The organism is Vibrio sp. 1F253 (genome assembly GCF_041439295.1).
Lineage (GTDB): Bacteria > Pseudomonadota > Gammaproteobacteria > Enterobacterales > Vibrionaceae > Vibrio > Vibrio tasmaniensis_A.
In genome coordinates this window covers 47,003-69,505 of sequence record NZ_JBGONU010000025.1, presented here as the reverse complement: position 1 = coordinate 69,505, position 22,503 = coordinate 47,003, and the positions used below count along the sequence as shown (strand labels likewise).

Below are 22,503 nucleotides of genomic sequence, written 5' to 3'. Positions count from 1 at the left end.
TTATCGCCCAAACTGGTTAAATTTTAACAGTGACAACTATCCTGCCAGAGGGGGTCTTGATTAGTAAATATCCAATCAATATTGCATACGGGGGGTAAAATAATAGAGAGTGGGAAAGTGAAAACAGCAAATAATAATATTCTAAAAATAGCAGTGGGGATGGCTATGCTATCCAGCGTACCATCAGTAGTAAACGCTCATGGTTGGTCTGAATTTCCAAGTGCACGTCAGAATACGTGTTACGAGCAGGGTGGAGTTTGGTCAGGTACGCCACCAAATGCGGCATGTGCTCAAGCAAAAGATATTTCTGGGTCATATCCTTTCGTTCAACGCAACGAGTATGCGAAAAATATCCAAGATTTCAACAACATTAATGCTGTGAAAGCTGCGATTCCAGACGGCACTTTGTGTTATGCCAATGATTCGCAAAAACGTGGTATGGGAGCACCTCATACAGGTTGGACTCGCACCGAGCTAAGCACTGGTACATTTGAATATGTATTCAACGCGACTGCACCACACAACCCGTCATTCTGGGAGTTCTACCTAACAAAACCAAACGCCGACCTGAGCAAAGGCCTAGCGTGGGGTGATTTAGATCTTATCCAAGAAGTTGGGAATGTTCCTGTAAGTGGTGGCAAATACCGTATCAACGTAACGATTCCTTCAGACCGCTCTGGCGACGCAATTCTATATGTACGTTGGCAACGTGACGATGCAGCAGGTGAAGGTTTCTACAACTGTTCAGACATCACTATCACGGGGGGGGCAACTCCACCACCAGATCCTACACCTCAACCTGATCTAGTCCGTGGCGACCTGTTTGTTTCTGACCAGTTTGGTACGCCAGAAATTGGTGATACGGTTAAGTACGACATCATCAACAAGTACGGTGAAGTCGCGCGTAGCTTCGACATCGTTATCGACGCTTCAAACGTTAACGATTGGGCTCGCTTGTTGGCTTCAGAGATTAACGGCTGGCACGAAGAGTTTAAAGATGGCGCGATCTTCATTGGTGATTGGCACACTGAAATGCAGCACTACATGTACTTCCAAAACGATCCTTCACGTAACTTCTTCAACTCAAAAGATAGCCGTGCTTCTGGTCAGTTAACGCTGATTGATGGTGGCGACGGTGGTGTTGAACCATTGAAAGGCGACATCTACGAGCTAGTGAAGAGTGATAACGTAGTGAATGCTGGCGACAAAGTTGTGATTGCAACAAGTGAAGCGGCGACATTAACTCAAACTCAAGGTTCTGCTGTAAGCATCCAAAATAACGGCACTGCGTCAGTTGTCGTAGATACGACTGGTATAGTAGCTAATGAAACCTTGTCATTCATGGCTAGTTCTATTGAAAGTGACAGTGTTGAAACCTTCACTTTTGAAGTGATTGCCGATGACGGTGGCGTAACACCAGACCCAGATCCAACGCCGGATCCAGACCCGACTCCTGACCCAGACAATGGCACTTGGGACTCTTCAGCGACTTACCTAGGCGGTGAAGTAGTAACGTACTCAAACCAGTCTTGGAAAGCACAGTGGTGGATACAAGGTGGTACAAACCCTAAAGCGACCTACGAAAATGATCAGTGGGGCGTGTGGCGTCCAGCCAACTAATCTTAATTAGCGTTAGTTAATTAGCTTTAAAGTAATAACCAAGGCACCACACTTCTTGACGAGTGTGGTGTCTTTTCTTATGGGAGAAATAAACAAGTCGACCGTGAAGGTAATTGGGTTTAGGGTAGGGCTTTGTTATACCTGAATGTCCGAGTACTTCGAATATTCAGGTTTAGTAATATTTTGCACATTAGATAGAAAAGACTTTTTGATGAAAAAATCACAGATGCTCGCCAATACAATCAAGAATCAGATAGAGCAAAACATCTGGTTGAGTGGTGAGAAGATCCCATCAATTAGAGATGCGTGTAAGCGCTATAAACTCAGTATCGAGACGGTACTGCAAGCCTATCAGCAGCTTGAAGACCAAGGCTATGTGCGCTCTAAGCCTAAATCTGGCTATTTCGTGTTACCGCGCAGAAATGTGTTCACCTCAGAACTCGCACAACAAAAAGCCATCAAGCCGTATCCCGTTAAGATCAGCGACCTGCTTTACGATGTACTTCAACGAGCCAAAGACCCTAGTATCATTCCACTCAGCTCGGCATTTCCAGACCCTGCCTTGTTTCCGCATCAAGCGTTGTCGCGCAGTTTAGCCAATGCCAGTCGTCAAATGCCCGATAACAGCATGCTTACTAATCTGCCACCGGGCAGTGAAACATTACGCAGGCAAATCGCTCAGCGCTATCAAGCTGGTGGGCTAGATGTATTGCCCGACGATATTGTGATCACGTCAGGGGCAATGGAAGCACTTAACTTATGCCTGCAATCCTGTACCGAGCCGGGTGACTTAGTCGCGATAGAGTACCCTGCGTTTTACGGTGTGTTACAGACTATTGAAAGGCTAAACCTGACGGCGGTAGAGATCCCGACAGACCCTGAAACTGGTATCGACTTAAATGTGTTGGAATCGGTTTTCGCTTCAATGAACATCAAAGCGTGCTGGTTCATGACAGAATCGCAAAACCCAGTGGGTTATTCGATGAGTGATGGAAACAAGCTGCGGTTGGCCGAGTTGGTGAATCAACATAAGATCCCGATGATCGAAGACGATGTGTATCGAGAACTTCATGTCGGCAACCAAAGCTCATTGCCTGCTAAAGCCTATGACACCGGCGAGCAAATCATGCTGTGCGGTTCGTTTTCCAAATCATTGTCGCCCGGCTTTCGAATCGGTTGGGTAGTTGCAAGGAAACAAGCGTTAAAGATTCAGAGATTGCAGCACCTTTCGACGCTCTCAAGCAGTATTCCTATCCAACTTGGACTGTCTCATTACCTGACGTTTTATAGTTATGACAACCATCTTAAAAAACTTCGCAAGCTTTTGAATGAAAGGAAGAAGGCACATATTGCATTGTTAGAATCTAGCTTACCTTCAAGTGCGATGGTGCATAAAAGCCAAGGTGGTTACTTCCTTTGGATAGAGTTGCCTCATTCTGTTTGTGTTGAGAAGCTTTATGAGCAAGCACTTGAACACAACATCTCTGTCGCGCCGGGAATTATATTCAGCAGCGACAAAAAGTTCTCTCATCACATCCGTCTCAACTGCTCGTACGCTTGCGACGACAAAATCGCAGAAGCCATACGAGCGCTAGGAGGCTTGATTCAGGCAATGGAATTGCAAGCCAATAGTTGCAGCTAAACTCTGACTAGTCGTTCGTTTAATAAGTAAATCTGTTCTGTTTTTTAATAATCAATCTGTTCTAGTTTGGTTCGTGAGAACTGTGCTGAAATATGCTCCAATTCTTAATATGAAAGCCATCATTATGATGTTTGGAGCTTAAATGTTTGATGTAGTTGAATTGTCGCGTTTACAGTTTGCGCTAACCGCTATGTTCCACTTTCTTTTCGTCCCTCTGACTATCGGTATGTCGTGCTTACTGGCGATCATGGAGTCGATCTATGTACTCACCGGTAAACAAATCTATCAAGACATGACCCGCTTCTGGGGCAAACTGTTCGGCATTAACTTTGCCTTGGGTGTCACGACCGGTTTAACCATGGAATTCCAGTTTGGCACCAACTGGTCTTATTATTCTCACTATGTCGGCGATATTTTCGGTGCACCTTTAGCCATCGAAGCGCTTGTCGCGTTCTTCCTAGAATCCACCTTTGTTGGATTGTTCTTCTTTGGGTGGGAAAGATTATCGAAACGCCAACACCTTGTGGTTACTTGGCTGGTGGCGTTGGGCTCGAGCTTTGCTGCACTGTGGATTCTAGTTGCCAACGGCTGGATGCAAAACCCGCTCGGGTCAGAGTTCAATTACCAAACCATGCGTATGGAGATGACCAGTTTTTCCGAAGTGGTGCTCAACCCTGTCGCACAAGTTAAATTCCTGCATACCGTGGCATCAGCGTATACCTGTGGCTCAATGTTTATCCTTGGTGTGAGCTCTTACTACTTGCTTAAAGGTCGTGACGTTGCTTTTGCAAAACGTTCGTTTGCTGTCGCAGCTTCGTTTGGTATTGCTTCTATTATCTCGGTGATCGTATTAGGTGATGAGTCGGGCTATGAACTGGGTGATGTTCAAAAAGTGAAGTTAGCAGCGATTGAAGCGGAATGGCACACAGAACCCGCACCTGCGGCGTTTACCTTGTTTGGATTACCGAACCAAGAAGAAGGCAAAACCGACTTCGCGGTCAAAATCCCTTATGTGATGGGGATTATTGCAACGCGATCTTTGGACGAGCAAGTGACGGGTCTTCATGACTTGCGCGACCAGCACCTCGTCCGTATTCGCAACGGAATCATCGCTTACGAATTGCTAGAACGTTTACGAGCAGGCGATTCCTCTTATGAGACAGAACAAGCATTCGATCAAACCAAGCACGATCTCGGCTATGGCTTATTACTTAAGCGTTACACCGATACCGTAACCGATGCGACTGAACAGCAAATCCAACAAGCGGCAGATGATTCTATCCCAACAGTGTGGCCACTTTTTTGGTCATTCCGAATCATGGTGGGCTGTGGCTTCATTATGTTGTTTGTGTTTGGTGCTGCCTTCCTGCAAACCTACCGTAACAATATTACGCAAAAGCCTTGGTTACTGAAAACGGCGCTATGGTCAATTCCATTACCTTGGATTGCGATTGAAGCTGGCTGGTTTGTTGCGGAATACGGTCGTCAGCCTTGGGCTGTGGGTGAAATTCTTCCTGTGACCGTCGCGGCTTCTTCTCAAACCGTTGAAAACCTGCTTACGTCTCTTGCTCTCATTATTAGCCTGTATACCGTATTCATCATTGTTGAAAGTTACTTGATGATTACCGTGGCTAAAAAAGGCCCAAGCAGTTTAAAAACGGGTCGCTATCACTATGAACAAAATACAACTTCTCTTGAAGCCAAATTGGCACAACAAGTTCAACAATAAGGTGACTGACTGATGTTCGAATATGACACATTGCGTTTAATTTGGTGGGTTCTGATTGGTGTACTGCTGATTGGTTTTATGATCACCGATGGTTTTGATATGGGGGTGGGGGCGTTGTTACCGTTTATTGGTAAAACGAACGCTGAAAGACGAGTAATGATTAACTCCATCGCGCCCCATTGGGACGGCAACCAAGTTTGGTTAATTACCGCAGGTGGCGCGTTGTTTGCGGCTTGGCCTTTGGTTTATGCGACATCGTTTTCAAGCCTTTATGTGGCGATGTATTTGGTGCTTATTTCATTGTGGTTGCGTCCTTTGGCGCTTGAGTATCGAGCAAAGATCGACAGCGATCAGTGGCGACAAGTATGTGACTTGGCAATCTCGTTCTCAGGCTTCTTCCCTCCAATCTTGTTTGGGGTGGCGTTTGGCAATTTGATGCAAGGCTTACCTTTTACGCTCAATAGCTTCTTGATGGTTGAGTACCATGGTTCGTTTATCGATTTGATCAACCCATTCGCGCTTTTGTGTGGTCTAGTTGGGTTATTGATGGCGCTGTTACAAGGAAGTGCGTGGTTGATGATGAAAACCACAGACGCAGTGTACAAAAAGGCAAGAATGGTGACGCAGGCGAGTGGGGTACTTATCCCTTTCCTCATGGTGATTGGCTGTATGGCGATAAACCATATTGACGGGTATCTGATAGTCAGTGCGATGGATCATAGCTCGGCTTCGAATCCTTTGAACAAAGAAGTCGTCACACAAACAGGCGCTTGGTTAACCAACTTCGATACGTACCCTTGGATGTGGTTTGCACTGATCGGCAGCGTGACCATTCCATTACTGACTTTAATTGGCGCAAGGTTGAAATGGGATGCGATAGCTTTTATTAGCTCAAGCCTGACTAACGTTTGCATCATCTTAACGGCTGGTTTCTCGATGTTCCCGTTCATTATCCCGTCTAGCGTTAAACCGAGTAATAGCCTAACGCTGTGGGATTCAACCTCCAGTGAGCTGACCTTGAACATCATGACAGGCGTGGCGTTTGTTATGGTGCCTATCATTCTTTGTTATACCGCGTTCAGCTACCGAACCATGTTTGGACGACTTGATAGCGAGTATGTCGAACGTAATGGCCATTCACTGTATTAAGGAGTTTCTCATGTGGTATTTTGTTTGGATGTTGGGCTTATTTCTAGCCTCTGCATTTGCGGTTTTGAATGTCATCAGCCTAGAGAAAAGTGACTCAGAAACTGAGTTCTGATTGACCTTTGAGTCATAAAGAGACCAGAAGCATGATGCTCTGGTCTTTTTTATGAGCCTTCCTAAAGCGTAAGGTTTGGTTCTTCCTTCGTGGTACAAGATGGTAAGACTTAAATCGAGTGAGCTGCATTCTTTTAAGTACACCTATATCTCAACTCTATCTAAGATTTAATCAAAACAATTTCATCTAACCTATTGTTAAATATTTACTATTTGATAGTGTGTCTAGGTGCACATTAAGGATGTGTTTCATATTTAGCGATGAAAATAGTAGGAGTTGCGATGAGTATTATAGTGAGACGGTCTGAACCGTCAGATGCAAAGGGAATCAAAGAAGTTTACGAATGCACAAACGCTTATACCGGTACGCTGCAACTCCCAAATCCATCTCTGGAAAGCTGGCAGAAACGAATCTCAAATATGCCTGACAACGTGTACTCGTATGTCGCGATGATCGATGATGAGATTGTTGGTAATTTGGGAATGGAAGTGTGTGTAAACCCAAGAAGGCGTCATGTTGCTTCATTCGGTATGGGGGTTAAAGATGATGTATTAGGCAAAGGTGTCGGTAGCCAACTGCTCGCGACCGCAATCGACTTGTGTGATAACTGGATTAACATCAAACGACTTGAACTAACGGTCTATACCGATAACGAAAGAGCGATCAGCTTGTATAAGAAGTTTGGTTTTGTGATTGAAGGGGAGTCCGCAGGATTCGCTTTCAGAAATGGCGAATATGTGGCGGCTTATCACATGGCACGACTGGTATAGTATTTAGCTACAATTAACACTCGACTGTAATTAGCACACAGCTACAATTTACACACAGTTTGAAATCACTAACAGATAATAAAACGCCACGTTATTTAAACGTGGCGTTTGCTATTTTGGTGCGCTGAACGGTTTAGATAACCAGTGTTAAGCCGTTAGAGGCTCAAGGTTCGCAGGGCGGTAGTGTACTGATTTTAGTACTTTACCTTGGCGAACTGTCTTGCCTTCAGATACGAAATCTTCCGCACACTTAGCGATGATGTATTCGCCTTTTTGAACCGCCATCAGCTTGAGGTTCTGCTTAGCATAGAAAGCTTCTGTTTCTGCGTATTCTGTTTCGTTACGACATACTTTACTCATGTTACTTGAGTGTACTTCGTCCCAGCAAGGTAAGAAGTCAATTGAGCGGTTTTTAGAAACATTTAACAGTAGGTCGATCAGGTAGCTGATTGCTAGGTTATCTTCTACTTTAGCTTGGCCAAGGTGAACCAAACGTCCCATCAAAACATAAACGCTGTCTACAATAGCGTCCGCTTGTTCGATTTTAGAGTCAGCTTCTGCAAGTTCTGTCAGTTCTTCGATCGCTAGAGAGGTGTGTAGCGTATCGCCTTTTTCGTCCATTGTTTCAGGAGCAGCAACAGGCAGATCAAAAGTACTGCGGAACTCTTCAATGTCGCGGTAAAGGTGATCGTAGATTTCTTGGCTTAGTTGAGAAAGGTTCATTTTCCTATCCATTCTGTTTCGTTAATGGGGTATTTTACCAAAGCTGGGAATAGGGTGCTAACGCAAAGTCGACTTTTATTCATTGGTTTAATGAGGTATCTTGCATAAAAACTAATTGATTAATATATAATTTACAGTAGGCCACACGTAATATTGCCAATCAGTTCTCCGTCGTAGGATCACAGTTATGCACCAAGCTAATGAAAGTGAAGTTGTTATACGTCGTTTGTATCAAATCACCAATGATTACCGAAAAGGGTTCGATATTCAGATCGCTCAGCTGCTTATCATGGGGCTTGAACGCTTCAACCTTGATATTGGTATCTTATCGAAAGTCGAGGGTAATACTTACTTAGTTGAACACTCTGTCACACCTGAAGGGGTTGAGCTCATAGTGGCGATATCTTCGACTATAGTTCGACCTATTGTGAGATTACGTGCAAATCTGTTGGCCCTATTTGTATTGAGCATTGCGGTAAACATGATAAGTATGCGACACATCCTGCCTACCAATCTTTTGGGCTAGAGTCTTATATTGGTATCCCGATTTTCGTCAATGATGAGCTTTATGGCACCTTAAACTTTTCAAGCCCAGCTCCCTATCATCGCGAGTTTAAAGAGTTCGATATCGACGTTATGCGGTTAATGGCGTCATGGATTGAAGTGGAACTCGTGAGAAGACAGCAAGAACGTAAACTGACAGAGTTAAATGAAAAACTTGAATATCAAGCTTTGTACGATCCTCTTACACACTTGCCGAATCGACGTTGCTTGTTCAAAACGTTGAATGCAGAAGTGGAGCAGTTAAAAGGCTCTCTAGGTAAAGGGACACTAGCCGTCGTAGACATCGATTTCTTTAAGGTCGTTAATGACACTTACGGTCACCAAATGGGTGACGTTGTTTTAAAGAAAGTGGCAAACGTTCTGCGCAATAATATTCAAGATGGAGAGTTTGTGGCGCGTTTTGGTGGTGAAGAGTTCATTCTTTGGTATCCAAATAGTACACCAAGTGGTGTTGAAGATAAGTTCATGACTCTTTTACAAGAAATGAAGAAAATCACACTAGATAGTAAGCCTATCACCATATCAATCGGTGCGTGTCATTTTGAGTTGAGTACTGGAGATAGCAAAGGGGAGAGAATGTCGGCATTAGACTCGCTAATCAAAGTTGCCGATGAATGCCTGTACATTGCTAAACAAAATGGACGAGATCAGTTTATATCTCGCCCATATCATCAAGAACACTCAGACTCGTAAGTTGAAGCTGTCAGCTCTTAAAGCTCAAAGGTTAGTTCTTAACTGAATAGATAAGGGAACAACTTACGACGCTCTTCGGGTGTTAAAGATTCAACTCTCGCGATGTTGGTATCAGGAATCGCTTCAGGGTTGGGGTAGTGCTTCAACACTTTTTCCATACTCGCTTCACGAATCAAATGGTAAACCGGATACGGAGAGCGGTTAGTAAGATTTTCATCGTCTTCTGGAGCCGCACCACCAAAGCAATAGTCTGGGTGGAAGGTTGCCACTTGATAAACGCCTTCCCAATCTTCTTGCTTGATCAAGGCCTCAATCCAATCAATGAACATGTTGTAGTCGAAGAAATCTTGCAGCATGTTAGGCACAACCACCAACGTCGTCTCTAATTCTGGGACTGGCGTGTTATCTAACTCTACGAAATGCGTCATGATGTCTTCTAGTAACGCTTCTTCCGTTTTGGCTTCACTCACAAAGATCTTAATCTGTTTATTACGTTGTGGCTTAGCTGCAAATGGACACAGGTTTAGGCCAATAACGACATCGTCTAACCACTGTTTTACTTGGTCATGGATGGTTTGAAGATCTGAGCTTTGAGTGTTCGACATAACAGGTTCCGAAATGAAATTTTGCGTAGGATATCAGAACGGACGTTAATCAAAAGCAATAATTGAGTTACAACCTCGGTTGTACTTATGCTTGTGCGAGTTTAGAGGCTGACACTTGAAGTTGTTTTAACTGGTAGACCCATGCAAATATCGCGACATAAAAGATAGACCCACCGGCGATAACACCATTCCAACCGAACAACTGCCAGCAATATAAGAGTAAGAAACCACCCAAGCTCCCGCCTATGTAATAGTGAACTAAGTAAAGTGCGGTTGCTGTCGCTTTCGCGCTCGATGCTTTTTGACTTACCCAAGAATAGGCTAGGGTATGGGCGAAAAAAGCTCCGCCACTGATCAATAACAACCCAGCTAACATGAATGGGACTTTGTCGACGGCAGAAACCAACATTCCGATTAAGCTAATACACACGCCCATCAATATACCGTTTAACGGATCAAAGCGAAGTGTCCATTTGTTGGAGAGCTTAGAGCTTACCGTACCGGCCAAGTAACATAGGAATATCAGTGAAGCTAAGCCCACAGGCACTGAGTGAGGTTCGGATACCAACCTAAAGCCCATTACTGAATACAGGTTAACGAATAGCGCGAAGTTAGCGCCACCAATCAACATCGCGAGCCACAAGGTACGGTTTCTTAAGTGCATCACAACCGAGCGGTTATGATGAAAGAACAACCCTTTTTGAGGTTTGAAGTTTTGTTGGTCAGGCAGACTATACGCAATATAGAGAGCGCCGATTAAGGAGCCGACCACGAAAAACAAAACCGTTGCGTGCCAGTCAAAATAATCCGTAATCAAGCCACCCAATACACGTCCGAAAATTCCACCCAATGAGTTGGCTGCAATATAACCACCGATCGCGACTGCAAATGCTTTGGGTGATAACTCTTCGACCATATAGGCAACCGCCACGCCTGCAAAAGCAGCGACTGCGATTCCCATTAATGCTCTGGCAATAACAAGTTGCAGTAGAGTGGTTGTGAACACCATGCTCAATCCAATCAAAGGAATAGCGAACAGACTGAATAGGATAATAGGTTTTCGACCAAAGGTTTCAGAAGCGATTGCCCAAGGCACCAAGCTGATGGAAAGCCCAAGTGTTGTCGCGGCAAACAGCCAGTTGATCTGAGTTTCAGATACTTGGAAGTGCTCCGCCATGTGCGGCAAGATAGGCTGAAAGAGGTAAAGGTTACAGAAAATGATAAATGAACCAATCGCCAATGATTGGGTGATGCGTTTGTATTGAGGACTGCCTTTATCAAACATTTACGTTGTGCCTGCGCGAGTAAGTAAGCTATTTGTGAACAAGTTATCAGCACAAGTGTGATTAAAGAAATATATTAAAAATATCACCTCTATATATTAAATATATCGCCATGCTTGAATCAAAACCTCTTCGACATTTTCTGGCCGTTGCTCAGTTTGGTAATTTTACCCAGGCTGCAAAAGCGCTGCATATCGCACAGCCTGCATTGAGTATCTCCATTAAAAAATTAGAACAGACGCTTGAGTTGATTCTATTTCGTCGAGGAGATAAACCCGTCACCTTAACGGAAGAGGGAAAGGTACTGTTTGAGCATGCAAAGCGAATCGCCCAGCAGTTTGATGATGCTCAACTCGCAATGAATGAGCTAAAGGGACTAGAAAAAGGCGAGGTTCGATTAGGCGCTCCAAGCATGATGGGCAGTTACTTTTTCCCACAGGTGGTGATGGCCTTTAAAAGCCAATACCCAAACCTAAAACTGACGCTTATAGATGCTGGTACCGCTTCGATTCGTGAAATGCTGTTAAACGGCGAACTGGATATCGGGGTTATCAATCATGAAAATGTCCCAGATGATCTCGAAACCGATCACTTGTTGAGTTCTGAGATGCTAGCTGTTGTTGGTAAAGAACACCCATTAGCGTCACAACCATTCATTACCTTTGAAGAGTTTTTCGCTCAAGAACTGATCATGTTCAAGTCGGGTTATTTCCACCGTGACTTTATCGATGCAACGTGTAAAAAATACAACCTAGACATGACCATCGCATTCGAAACCAACTTATTGCCAATGATTCTTTCTATAGTAAAACGAGAGTTTGCCATTACTGCGCTGCTGAGTTTGGTCACAGAATACGAAGAAGACGTTGTGGGGGTGCCATTTAAAGATCCTGTAAAACTCAATCTATCTTTGGCTTGGAGAAAGGAAGGGTACTTGTCGAAGGCAGACCGAACCTTTATTGATTTCGTTAAGCGCTACGTGTGATTTAGAATGGTATAGAACAACAAAGCCCGAGTATCCTAGATTGGACATTCGGGCTTTATTTTATAGAAGTATTACTGGCTTAGAGCACTTAGTTACTCTTTGAGTTATACATCTTATCGAAGTTCTTCTGATTCCAGCCGACCATCACCTGGTCGCCGATTTTAAGTACGGGGATAGAGCGAGCCCCCATCGCTTGCAACTCTTTACGGCCACGCTGCATCTTTGCATTCGTTAGGCGGTAAACAATTTTCTTTGAATCCAAATAGCGCTGTGCATCTTTACAGTGCGGGCATTTGTCTGCGACGTACAATACAACACGTTTCATTTTTATAATCTCTTTTTGAGTCTAGCTCTTGGTGAATCTCGCTAAAGTGTAACGAATCCTAGGTGATTAGAAAAGTGTGATCAGTTACACTATGCGGCTCAATTTTCAAGACCACAACGTATTGTCGTGGTGTAACTTGTACGGTCTTTCAGCATGCATCCTTCTTTACGCTATATCCAAGGCTACCCGAAGCACATTCTCGACCCGGTAACTCAACTAGTTGAATCGGGAAAGTTGGTGCCGTGGTTCGAAGCTCGCTACCCAAAGAATCATGAAATAAAAAGTGAGAAAGCCCTGTTTGACTATGCGATTGAGATTAAAAATCGTTATATGAAAAAAAACACCACCGATCAGTAAAGTGATTTATGACGGCAAGATACACCTAATTAATAATGCATTAGGTCTGCACTCTTACGTCGCGAAGAATCACGGTGGAAAGATCAAATCGAAGAATGAGATTCGTATCGCCAGTGTTTTTAAAAATGCGCCAGAACCTTTGCTGAGAATGTTGGTGGTACACGAACTGGCGCACATCAAAGAGAAAGAGCACGACAAAGCCTTTTACCAACTATGCTGTCACATGGAACCGGAATATCATCAACTTGAGTTAGATGCCCGTTTATTCATGATGTATTTAGATTTAAAGAAGTAGCCCAATGAGCCAATCACAAAATAGAACGACGCTAAGCCTGTCGAAAAACAGTACCTCCGCAGCAAAAACAAAAGATAACCAAGCTAACGAAGGTAACAGTACGCAAGGTAACCGCAAGCAAGGTGATGTTAAGCCAAGTGCAGGTAAACCAAGCAGCGACAAGCGTATTTCTTCAAAGAACACATCGGATAAAAACCGAAAGAGTACAGTTTCAAAAGGCGCTAGTAACAACAAAGCAAAGCGACCTTTTGCAAAAGATAGCAAAGGTAAGCCGGGCGCGAATAAAGGGCCATCGAATAAGGCGTCTTTCAATAAAACTGCATTTAACAAGAATGCAGCACAGAAAAGACGTTCGGCAGCGAAGCCTCAAGGTGGATTACACCCAAGAAACCAACACACAGGTCGATACGACTTTGAGTTATTGGTTGCAGCGTTGCCAGAGCTAAAAGAACACCTGATCAAGAACCCGGTGGGCGAAGACACCGTTAATTTCTCTGATCCATTGGCTGTTAAGCTACTTAACAAGGCTTTACTGGCGCATCACTATGGCGTTAAGCATTGGGATATTCCTGCTGGCTACTTGTGCCCACCAATTCCTGGCCGTGCAGATTATATCCACAGAGTGGCAGACATCCTAAACAGCGATGGACAAGGTGAGCCTTATAACCACGCCTCTGTGAAAGCATTAGATATCGGTGTTGGTGCAAACTGTATTTACCCAATCATTGGCGCGACAGAGTATAAATGGCGCTGTACGGGTACGGATGTCGATTCAGTCTCCATCAAAACAGCGAACTTCATTGCTGAAAGTAACCCTAATCTAAAAGGTAAGATCCGAGCTCGCCTACAAGCGGACTCTGAATCTATCTTTAAAGGCGTGATTAAGGATAATGAACGTTACGATGTCACTATTTGTAACCCTCCATTCCATAGTTCTCTAGAAGAGGCGGAAAAGGGATCACAACGTAAACTGGATAACCTAGCGGCAAACCGTGCTAAGAAAGCCGGTCAGTCGTTCAAGCCAGAAACGAATAAGAAGCCAGCCAAGCAAGACAAATCGATTAAGCAAGAGAAACCAACTTTAAACTTTGGTGGCCAAAAATCTGAACTTTGGTGTCCTGGTGGCGAAGCTGCTTTCATTATGAAAATGGCGAGAGAGAGCCAACTTTTTGCTACTCAAGTATTGTGGTTTACGACATTGATTTCTAAGAAAGATAACGTCGATATGGTTCGTTCAGAGCTGGGTAAGCTAAGAGCTAAACAAGTAAAAGTGGTTGAGATGTCGCAAGGCCAGAAGGTGAGTCGCTTTATCGCATGGACCTTTATGGACGACGAGCAAAGACAAGAGTGGATCGCGCTAAAATAGCGGCAGCACTGTGTTAAGACATTAAGTTGAAATTACGTACGGGCTTGTTGTTAACGCAACAAGCCCGTTTTTTGTGTTTTTCATATGCGCTAAGCAGAAAGTAACTCATCTAACTTACTCTGATATTTCTTCTCTAGAGCACTGTTACCTGCTTTGTTTTCGAGATCGACCAAGATTTTAAGCGATGGAATTTGGTAGCCATAACGCTGGTGGAATTTGAATAAACGAAGCCTAGCGTCGTTGTAATCGGCGTCACTCACTTCAATTGTTGATAGCTGTAGTATCGATTTTACGCGATTTGGATCGTGGTCAATCGCTCGTGTGAAGTAGTATTTTGCTTGGTCGGTATTACCAGCCTTAAACGCGCAGAATGCCGCATTCTCATAACTTGCAGAGACAAGGTAGTAGTAGGGTTGGTCAATAGCGCGATTGAAATATTTATCAGCTTGCTCGTATTCGCCTTGTTTACACAAGAACGTACCGTAGTTATTCAATACATTGCCGTTTCTTGAATCTAGACTGAGTGCTTTGCGGTAAGTGGTTCTTGCTTCATCTACTTCGCCAACTTGCTCGTAATAATGTGCCATCGAAAGTTGGGCGCGGTAATAGCTAGGAGCGTGTTTGATAGCGAGCTCTAGATTTTCACGTGCCTTGACCATATTACCTTGTCCCATGTAACCCAAACCCAATTCAATACGTGATTGAGACATCGCAATTGGATCACTTGCCATTTTTGGTGGACCTTCGGTTACAGAAACACAACCTACCAAAGAAAGAGAGGCGAGTAGCGTGAGTTGAGAGAACAGAGTGGATTTTGGTAATAGCGACTTGTTAGGCATGTGCAGCTCCTTTTGAACACAAACCTATGATATGAAATCGAACACACTTAAGTGTTATGTCGATTATGGAATGCGACTCAAACACCATAAAAAAAGCCGTCTCCCATTTGGTGTTTTATCAACAACCTATGGAGCACGGCTTTATGTGCTTGTGAATCGAAAGAAAGAACTTAGTCGTCCTTGGTGAAGTTGTCTTCGCTGAAGTGATCCAGATCGTAAGGTGTTTGTTGGTAAACGCAGTAGTTAAGCCAGTTTGAAAACAATAAGTGTCCATGACTACGCCAACTTGCTACAGGCTTGTTGTCTGGATTGTTGTTCGGGTAGTAGTTGATTGGTATCACAGGCTCCATGCCTTCACCCAAATCACGAATGTATTCGTTGTGAAGTGTATGCGCATCGTATTCAGGGTGACCGGTTACAAACACGTTTCGCTTATCTTTGGTTGCCGCTAGATATACGCCCGCCACATCAGAAGTCGCAAGAACATCAAGGTCGGTATGCTCGGCTAAGTATTCCTGAGAGAAATCAGCATAGCGAGAGTGCGGTGCCAAGAAGGTATCGTCGAAGCCACGTAAGATTGGGTGGTACGGGTTATGTATCTCGTGGTTGTAAACTCCAGAAAGCTTATCTTTACGAGTTCGTTTTGGCAAATCATACAAGAGCTTTAAGCCAGCTTGAGCTGCCCAACACACATACAAGGTTGAGGTCACATGCTTGTTTGCCCATTCCATGATGGTTTTTAGATGATCCCAGTAGATAACGTCTTCAAATTGAACCAAGCCAAGTGGCGCACCTGTGATGATCAATCCATCAAAGTTTCTCCCTTTGACCATTTCAAATTGACGGTAGAAGTTATCAAGGTGTTCTGTCGGCGTGTTTTTACTTGGTCGGTCATCAATACGCAACAGCTCTACATCGACTTGCAATGGGCTGTTGGATAGTAGGCGCAAGAATTGAGTTTCAGTTTCAATCTTCTTTGGCATTAGGTTGAGGATCAAGACTCGAAGTGGACGAATTTCCTGTGTCGATGCTCTTGATAACGGCATAATAAAGATGTTTTCTTCACGAAGAACATCAGATGCTGGCAATTGGTCTGGAATGCGAATAGGCAAAGCTTTCTCCCTAAGCTAGATATGTAGACGTCTATACATCTAAATCTATAGTAGTTTGATACGCTTGTCGATATACAAAATGGATAGTTGTAAATTATTTGTGTTTGCTTTCAGAAGTCATTCACCGACGTCGAGGGGAGTCGCATTGTATTCAGTGATTATCTGAGTCGAGTATAAGGACTCGGTTTTCGGATGTTGAGCAACGGCAGTTATCAGAGAAACTCGTCACTATTTAAGATAAACTCATGTTTTAAAATTAGCCTGTAAAGTGACAGATGAAGTTAATACTCATTCGAGGGTTGCCCGGTTCCGGCAAGTCAACAAAAGCAAAAACCTACGATGCATTGCATGTCGAAGCGGATATGTATTACGTGAATGAGCAAGGCGACTATAATTTTGACCCAAGGCAGTTGCAGCAAGCGCATGAGTGGTGTCAGAACACTGCAGAAGACGGCTTGAAGCAAGGGTTAGACGTTGTAGTGTCGAATACCTTTATTAAGCAGTGGGAAATGAAGGCTTACCGCCAACTCGCACTTAAATACGAAGCGGATTTGGTTATAGAAGTGTGCCGAGAGCAATATGGCAGCATTCACGACATCGAACCGTCAGTGATTAAGCGTATGGCAAAAGATTGGCAAGAATAGCCTCGTGCTTATCCAGCTTGGGTGAGTGGCAAATAGAATTAATTAATAGAACAACTCCAAGGTAACGATTGAAATGGCAAAGCGCTCTGTTGTGGTCGACATGACATCTTATGGCATCTATACAACGTGGGATTCCAAATCTAAAGATCTTCCAAAAATCCAAGAGTTCACCACTACCGTTGATGCTGAAATCGACGTGGAATTTGGCTATATCTTGAATATCAAAAAAGCCAAAGGTGAAAAAATCCGTTACTGCATCTATCACCCGAACATCACCACCGACACGGGTGAAGTGCTCGAACCGTTCGATGGTGAAGAGCATGTCGGCAACAATGACTGGGATTTTTACTTAGGCGATACTATCTGGGCTCCTATATCCAACAAACTAGGTAAATGGCGTATGACGGTCGAGCTAAAAGGCAACATCATTGCTGATAAGACATTCGACCTTGTAGCGAAAGATGAAGGGCAGTTTTGGAAGCGTAGGGGGTTTTAGATTAGAACTTCTGTCTAAATTAATACAACAAAAAAGCCGAGTCACACGTTACATGTGAACTCGGCTTTTTGACGTTAACTAGATGGCATTTTCTATTTCGTCAACGACTAAGATAGGCTTGTTAACAAATAAGGCCGGCTAGTTAACCAGTAAGACTATTGAGTCACGTAAGCCACAACAAACTCAGTGATTGCGACCATGTCTTTCACTGCAATGTACTCTTCAGTGGTGTGAACTTTCGCCATACCAGTAGAAAGGTTAACTGTTGTTAGGCCTTTCGCGTTGAAGTTGTTTGCATCGCTACCGCCGCCAGTGCGTTTAGTGTTCGCTGTTACGCCAAGCTTCTCGAATGCGGATTTGATAGAAAGAATGTGTGGGTGATCGTCTGCGATAACGAATGCATCGTAAGCACGAGTCGACTCGATTTCTACTTCAGCACCGAACTGTTTTGCACTCTCTTGGAATGTAGAGATCATGTGCTCAACTTGAGCTGTTAGCTTTTCTCCGTTTAGAGAGCGAGCTTCAGCCACGACTTTAAGCTCTGGCATTACGATGTTAGTCGCTTGACCACCTTCAACAATACCGACGTTTGCCGTAGTTTCTTCATCGATACGAAGTAGATTCATCTTAGTGATCGCGTCTGCTGCAACTTGAATGGCACTGATGCCTTCTTCTGGCGCTAAACCCGCGTGAGCAGGGCGACCTTTGATGTTAGCAACAATCTTCTGTTGGCCAGGTGCTGCATTGACGATAGTGCCAATTGGGCCGCCTGTATCTAGTACGATAGCGTGCTCAGACTGAATGTAAGACATATCGAAGTTCAAAGAGCCGAACAGACCGCCTTCTTCGAATACAGTAAACGCAATCTCGATAGTTTTGTGCTCTTGGCCTTCAGCTTTGATGCAACGAACCGCTTCCATGATAGCTGCGATACCAGACTTGTCGTCGCCACCGAGAATTGTGTTGCCTTTTGAACGGATGATACCGTCTTCGATGATTGGCTCAATGCCGATACCTGGCGTTACTGTGTCCATGTGGCAGCTGAACACTGTGCTACCTGGAAGAGTGCCATCTAGACGAGCGTAGATGTTGAAACCGTTAGACACTTCTTCAGGAACCGCCAGTTTGTGAACTTCAAAACCCAGTTCACCGAGTTGCTCAGCCAAAGCTTCAGCAATCGCTTTTTCGTTACGAGATTCACTATCAATTTTCACTAGATCGCAGAAATGTTCTACGAGACGTTGTTCATTAATTTGGGTCATTGTTAATTCTCATTTTGCTCCGTTGTTTCTAAAGAAGTCACGGAGGCTGGAACAGGAAAATAACTATAACGCCTTTTTACAGAATCATTGCCTGAGTTAAATCAAGAAAATTATCTGATTATTCTAATTTATGAGAAAAATACTACGCGGATCGACCCATGTGCAGGATTTAAATATCCATATGTGTCGGGTACAATGTGAAACCGCTTAAGGTAACCGTCGATTAAATTGGTATGCAATCAGTAATGGCACTTATAAATGAATAACAACAGAGTGTTAGGCTCATTTTTTCTCGTCGTACTGATCAGTGTTGTACTAGGATTGTATTTACTCTATCCAACTTATGACGACGATTTACAGACTATTCGACCAGAAACCCCAGGCGCGTACAGTCCCGAAAAAGAGTTATCAGCGACTCAATATGGCGCTGAACTCATTGAAATCCTTAATGTGTCTCGCGGTGATCCAAAGCTTGCCTCCCAAAAGCTTGCCTCCCAAAAGCTTGAAACCTTAAAAGCAACGAGCCCTACGCAACATAAAGCCATCTATCGTGGTTATGAACTAATGATTTTATCGAATCTCGCACAGCATGATCTCGATAAACAGGCTGTGTCTGAATACACACGACAGATCAAGGCATTAGCACAGCGTGAAGATATGGGGTGGTTAAAGGCGCAATCTTTAGTTGAACTAGCGATTGAGCAGATGAGTCAAGGTGAATTAGTAGAGGCTGAATCTCAAGTTAAAGCAGCAATAAGTATCGCTGAATCAATCCAGTATGAAGAACTGTTGATAAAAGCCTACAACACTGTGGGGTCGATCAAAAACATCCAAAATAAATTTTCCGAAGCTCAGTATTTTTTTCATAAGGGCTTAAATCTTGGCAAGAAATACCCACGGCATATCTATAACAGTAAGTTGATGTCGAATATGGCATTGCTTTATATCTATCTGGAAGATTGGCCGAAAGCACTCAAACTTATCGAACAGGCCAAAAAACTCTATATCAAAAGTGGACTACGCGATGGTTCAACCATCGGTGTGTTATATGTTAATGAATCATTTGCTTATCTACGCAGTGGCGACTTAGTAAAAGGTCGAGAGGCTTATAAAAGTGCCACCAAATTTAATGATGATAGCGTAAGTGAAAGGTACAAAATCCTTCTTCTAAAAGCTCAGAGTGAAGTACTGCTAGCAGAAAAAAACTTTGAGTTAGCAAGGAAAGTAACAAACCAATGTATTGGTTACCCGGGTGTTGCAAAGTACACACTCCAACTGGGTCAGTGTTACTTAAACAGAGCTTTAGCAAATATCGGTTTGAACCAAGATAACTTTGTTTTCTTTGATCTAAAACGTTCGTCTACGATGTTTGATATTGTTGGCAGCCGTAGTTGGAAGGTGCTTGGTTTCAAAGCGCTTGCAGAATACTATGAATCTAAAGGCAACAGTGAAATTGGACTTCGGTATTTCAAGCTTTATTACAAGGGCAACAAAGCGCTGTTATTTGAAAAGCGTCAGAGTGATATCTTTTTATTAGAACAAGACTTTGCTACGGCTTCATTAGCGAAAGAGAATGAACTGCTTAATGCAGAAAAAGAGCTCGCAGAGATGACGCTAGATAAACAGAGCTTAAAAGACCGCATTGTTGTCGTACTCGGTGTTATGGTCATCATAAGCTTTGCTGTACTTCTGGTAAGGTTATGCACTATGCATAAGACCAACAAAGAGTTGGTTACGCAATCGACGAGATGTGAGTTGACAGGTTTATTCAATAGACGCTACCTGGAACAATTGTTAACTCAGCCAATGCCATACCGTTTGTCGCCGTTCGGGTATACGCTTGCTATTTTGGACTTAGATCAATTTAAACGAGTCAATGATACATACGGACATGATATTGGGGACCAAGTTTTGGTAGAGGTTGCTAAGCGTATAGAGCGAGCGCTATCAACAAACGATGTGTTGGCTCGATGGGGTGGGGAAGAATTCGTTTTACTGCTTGCTGGCACTCAAGACCCAGACGAACAGTTGGAAATGATAAGGCAAACAATCGCTGATCAAACGATAGAAACGTATTCCGGTCCGTTAGCGTTAACTACATCAATTGGTGCGACCATTCATTTAACGTATCAAGAATTAAATAGCAGTACCTACAAACAGCATTTGAAATCAGCAGATGACGCTTTATATCAAGCAAAACAATCAGGGCGCAACCAGGTGGTCATTGCTTAGCGAAAAATACAGCTTAGTGCGAAAAATACAGCTTAAATGAACCTGTAATTTAAATACTTGGCAGCCTCATCTGAATCATTCCCCTTAGGCAGAAGCGTTTAAATTTAATCAAGTAAAAGAACCTAAAGCAACCATTCAACTAAGCAACTAAGCGAGTAAGGGTGTTATCAACTCCTATTCGCTTAGTTTTTATATTATCTATTAAGAGTATTACTTAGCGATACTTTCTAACATTTCAACTAATTCACTCTCTGTTGCTGGTTCACGAGCGAGTTCAATGACTGCTGAAGCGCCACCTTTTAGCATATAAGCTTGAGTGCCACAGTGGTCATAATGGAACCACTTACCATCGACACACACATCGGTATAACATCTTGGGTCTTGTTTGAGTTCCATAGTAATTTCCTTGTTAACATTTGCCTAACGTTTTTCATGCTAATTGGTCACAAGTTGGTGCGATTTGATCTAAATCAATTTAATGTGTAATTGATGATTTGATTATTAAATAGGAGGTGTGCGTCTTGAACTGTCGAAGCCGATAAAGAGACCGCCTCTGACGATTAAAGCGTTCAAAGGTCATGATTCCAATTCGCAGCTCTGCTTCTTTTGCTTGCCACGTGACGCTTTTCTACATACGCTAACCACTCCTTAATCCCTATACAAATGTGATTGTGTTGGAAAATGACTAATATTTTTATCGTTGTAATTGTTCTGGTTGTGTTCTTTTACTTTATTCAAAACTATCTAGTAAAAAATGATGACACCAAAGATCATGCTTATCAAAAGAAAGGTTCGTTAATGTCGGCGCAACAAGCGACCTTCTATAACGCACTCAAATCCGCAGTGGGTAACCATGGGGAAGTATTTGCTAAAGTGAGCATGTCTAACATTGTTGTCCCCGCTAAGGCGAACAATAAAAAGAATTGGTTTATTGCGAACAACAAAATCTCACGCAGTTATTTTGACTTTGTAGTGTGCGACCCGCGAACGTTAGAGCCACGCGTAATCATCGAATTGGACAATGGAAAAGAGCTGAATAAAGGAAAGGTTGATCGCGAGAAGCTATTGATGCACGTTTGTAAATCGGCTGGCCTTCCACTTATTGGCGCTTCAATTAAGCACAGTTATCAAGTGAGCCGTTTGAAGAGGTTACTGGCAGCACACATCGATTTGATTGAGCCATCTAAAGAAGTTCGATTCTGTAAGAAATGTAGCAGCCCTATGCTCATCAAACTCGCAAGCCATGGCGATTATAAAGGCCGACGTTTCTTTACTTGTAGTCGTCAACCTAACTGTACTTATACCGAGAACTACAACGTCGTGTTCGACATGGACGAAGATTCTAACTAATACCTTGCGCCGAAGTGCTCAGTAAAGGGATAAAAGACACGAAGCATGCTGGTGTAGGTAATCATCGAAGTTGAACTTAAATGTGATCTAGTTCAAGCCATTGATCTGCTTTGTGTTTAAAATTTATTCTGATTGTTGTTTTTAAAAGCAAACGAACAGTTTTGTGCAAATTTATCCTTGCACGCATCCAAATCACTCGCTATTATCCATCTCGTTCTGAAGCGTTAGCCACTTAATAAAGAGGTTAGTTAAGCTTCAAAGCATTGCCCGCTTAGCTCAGTTGGTTAGAGTACTTGCATGACATGCAAGGTGTCACTGGTTCGAGTCCAGTAGCGGGCACCAAATTCGTT

The 22,503-nt window shown here is 43.4% G+C and carries 20 protein-coding genes, 1 tRNA gene and 2 pseudogenes; 15 read left to right on the top strand and 8 right to left on the bottom strand.

Features of this window, described 5'->3' with window-relative positions; all coding sequences use genetic code 11:
- The first annotated feature begins 165 nt into the window (after window positions 1–165).
- From ACED28_RS13795 to ACED28_RS13770, 6 genes are all read left to right on the top strand, one after another.
- Window positions 166–1,620: a lytic polysaccharide monooxygenase gene (locus tag ACED28_RS13795; protein WP_371710077.1), complete on the top strand. Its 1,455-nt coding sequence runs from the start codon at window positions 166–168 to the stop codon at window positions 1,618–1,620.
- 211 nt (window positions 1,621–1,831) lie between these two features.
- The gene (locus tag ACED28_RS13790; RefSeq protein ID WP_371710076.1) at window positions 1,832–3,262 is read left to right on the top strand and encodes a PLP-dependent aminotransferase family protein; all 1,431 of its coding nucleotides are present in this window, start codon (window positions 1,832–1,834) and stop codon (window positions 3,260–3,262) included.
- A 142-nt stretch (window positions 3,263–3,404) separates the two neighbouring features.
- Entirely contained in the window at window positions 3,405–4,991 is a 1,587-nt protein-coding gene (locus ACED28_RS13785; RefSeq protein ID WP_371710075.1) for a cytochrome ubiquinol oxidase subunit I, read from the top strand.
- 12 nt (window positions 4,992–5,003) lie between these two features.
- Window positions 5,004–6,140, top strand: a complete 1,137-nt coding sequence (gene cydB / locus ACED28_RS13780) for a cytochrome d ubiquinol oxidase subunit II (RefSeq protein WP_371710074.1) — start codon at window positions 5,004–5,006, stop codon at window positions 6,138–6,140.
- 10 nt (window positions 6,141–6,150) lie between these two features.
- Window positions 6,151–6,252 (top strand): cytochrome bd-I oxidase subunit CydX, encoded by a 102-nt coding sequence (cydX, locus tag ACED28_RS13775; protein ID WP_371710073.1) that lies wholly within the window; start codon window positions 6,151–6,153, stop codon window positions 6,250–6,252.
- Window positions 6,253–6,533: 281 nt separating this feature from the next.
- A complete protein-coding gene (locus ACED28_RS13770) occupies window positions 6,534–7,022 on the top strand; it encodes a GNAT family N-acetyltransferase (RefSeq protein ID WP_017109820.1) in 489 nt (162 codons plus the stop codon).
- Window positions 7,023–7,169: 147 nt separating this feature from the next.
- Here the strand turns inward: ACED28_RS13770 and ACED28_RS13765 are convergent, their stop codons facing one another.
- Window positions 7,170–7,745 carry a nucleoside triphosphate pyrophosphohydrolase family protein gene (locus ACED28_RS13765; RefSeq protein WP_371710072.1) on the bottom strand — a complete coding sequence of 192 codons (576 nt, stop codon included), beginning with the start codon at window positions 7,743–7,745 and terminating at the stop codon, window positions 7,170–7,172.
- A gap of 187 nt (window positions 7,746–7,932) precedes the next feature.
- On the opposite strand from ACED28_RS13765, the pseudogene ACED28_RS13760 reads away from it, so the two are divergent.
- Window positions 7,933–9,002 (top strand): annotated as a pseudogene (locus tag ACED28_RS13760) (diguanylate cyclase).
- Window positions 9,003–9,040: 38 nt separating this feature from the next.
- Here ACED28_RS13760 and ACED28_RS13755 read toward each other — a convergent pair.
- Together ACED28_RS13755 and ACED28_RS13750 are read right to left on the bottom strand one after the other, a co-directional pair.
- Window positions 9,041–9,607, bottom strand: coding sequence for a DUF1415 domain-containing protein (locus ACED28_RS13755; RefSeq protein WP_371710071.1), 567 nt, complete (start codon window positions 9,605–9,607; stop codon window positions 9,041–9,043).
- An 85-nt stretch (window positions 9,608–9,692) separates the two neighbouring features.
- Window positions 9,693–10,892 carry an MFS transporter gene (locus ACED28_RS13750; protein WP_102248844.1) on the bottom strand — a complete coding sequence of 400 codons (1,200 nt, stop codon included), beginning with the start codon at window positions 10,890–10,892 and terminating at the stop codon, window positions 9,693–9,695.
- 110 nt (window positions 10,893–11,002) lie between these two features.
- On the opposite strand from ACED28_RS13750, the gene ACED28_RS13745 reads away from it, so the two are divergent.
- Window positions 11,003–11,875: a LysR family transcriptional regulator gene (locus ACED28_RS13745; protein WP_371710070.1), complete on the top strand. Its 873-nt coding sequence runs from the start codon at window positions 11,003–11,005 to the stop codon at window positions 11,873–11,875.
- A gap of 88 nt (window positions 11,876–11,963) precedes the next feature.
- On the opposite strand, the gene ACED28_RS13740 is transcribed toward ACED28_RS13745, so the two are convergent.
- A complete protein-coding gene (locus ACED28_RS13740; RefSeq protein WP_371710069.1) occupies window positions 11,964–12,200 on the bottom strand; it encodes a glutaredoxin family protein in 237 nt (78 codons plus the stop codon).
- Between the two features lie 153 nt (window positions 12,201–12,353).
- On the opposite strand from ACED28_RS13740, the pseudogene ACED28_RS13735 reads away from it, so the two are divergent.
- A pseudogene (locus ACED28_RS13735) lies at window positions 12,354–12,852 on the top strand (YgjP-like metallopeptidase domain-containing protein).
- A 4-nt stretch (window positions 12,853–12,856) separates the two neighbouring features.
- Window positions 12,857–14,218 (top strand): 23S rRNA (adenine(1618)-N(6))-methyltransferase RlmF, encoded by a 1,362-nt coding sequence (rlmF, locus tag ACED28_RS13730; protein ID WP_371710068.1) that lies wholly within the window; start codon window positions 12,857–12,859, stop codon window positions 14,216–14,218.
- A gap of 89 nt (window positions 14,219–14,307) precedes the next feature.
- Here rlmF and pilW read toward each other — a convergent pair whose 3' ends face one another.
- Both pilW and metA read right to left on the bottom strand, forming a co-directional pair.
- Window positions 14,308–15,057, bottom strand: coding sequence for a type IV pilus biogenesis/stability protein PilW (gene pilW / locus ACED28_RS13725; protein WP_371710067.1), 750 nt, complete (start codon window positions 15,055–15,057; stop codon window positions 14,308–14,310).
- Window positions 15,058–15,227: 170 nt separating this feature from the next.
- A complete protein-coding gene (gene metA, locus ACED28_RS13720; protein ID WP_012604106.1) occupies window positions 15,228–16,169 on the bottom strand; it encodes a homoserine O-succinyltransferase in 942 nt (313 codons plus the stop codon).
- A 275-nt stretch (window positions 16,170–16,444) separates the two neighbouring features.
- Here metA and ACED28_RS13715 point away from each other — a divergent pair, with 275 nt between their 5' ends.
- Both ACED28_RS13715 and ACED28_RS13710 read left to right on the top strand, forming a co-directional pair.
- Entirely contained in the window at window positions 16,445–16,813 is a 369-nt protein-coding gene (locus tag ACED28_RS13715) for an ATP-binding protein (protein WP_012604105.1), read from the top strand.
- Window positions 16,814–16,886: 73 nt separating this feature from the next.
- Window positions 16,887–17,309 carry a DUF3859 domain-containing protein gene (locus ACED28_RS13710; RefSeq protein WP_102248849.1) on the top strand — a complete coding sequence of 141 codons (423 nt, stop codon included), beginning with the start codon at window positions 16,887–16,889 and terminating at the stop codon, window positions 17,307–17,309.
- A 155-nt stretch (window positions 17,310–17,464) separates the two neighbouring features.
- On the opposite strand, the gene ACED28_RS13705 is transcribed toward ACED28_RS13710, so the two are convergent.
- A complete protein-coding gene (locus ACED28_RS13705; protein ID WP_017065539.1) occupies window positions 17,465–18,571 on the bottom strand; it encodes a M20/M25/M40 family metallo-hydrolase in 1,107 nt (368 codons plus the stop codon).
- A gap of 258 nt (window positions 18,572–18,829) precedes the next feature.
- Between ACED28_RS13705 and ACED28_RS13700 the strand changes: the two genes are divergently transcribed.
- The gene (locus tag ACED28_RS13700; protein ID WP_371710066.1) at window positions 18,830–20,803 is read left to right on the top strand and encodes a diguanylate cyclase domain-containing protein; all 1,974 of its coding nucleotides are present in this window, start codon (window positions 18,830–18,832) and stop codon (window positions 20,801–20,803) included.
- A 210-nt stretch (window positions 20,804–21,013) separates the two neighbouring features.
- Here the strand turns inward: ACED28_RS13700 and ACED28_RS13695 are convergent, their stop codons facing one another.
- Window positions 21,014–21,199, bottom strand: coding sequence for a hypothetical protein (locus tag ACED28_RS13695; RefSeq protein WP_009846910.1), 186 nt, complete (start codon window positions 21,197–21,199; stop codon window positions 21,014–21,016).
- A gap of 285 nt (window positions 21,200–21,484) precedes the next feature.
- On the opposite strand from ACED28_RS13695, the gene ACED28_RS13690 reads away from it, so the two are divergent.
- The gene (locus ACED28_RS13690) at window positions 21,485–22,153 is read left to right on the top strand and encodes a DUF2726 domain-containing protein (RefSeq protein ID WP_371710065.1); all 669 of its coding nucleotides are present in this window, start codon (window positions 21,485–21,487) and stop codon (window positions 22,151–22,153) included.
- A 265-nt stretch (window positions 22,154–22,418) separates the two neighbouring features.
- A tRNA-Val gene (locus tag ACED28_RS13685) sits at window positions 22,419–22,495 on the top strand.
- The last annotated feature ends 8 nt before the right edge of the window (window positions 22,496–22,503 follow it).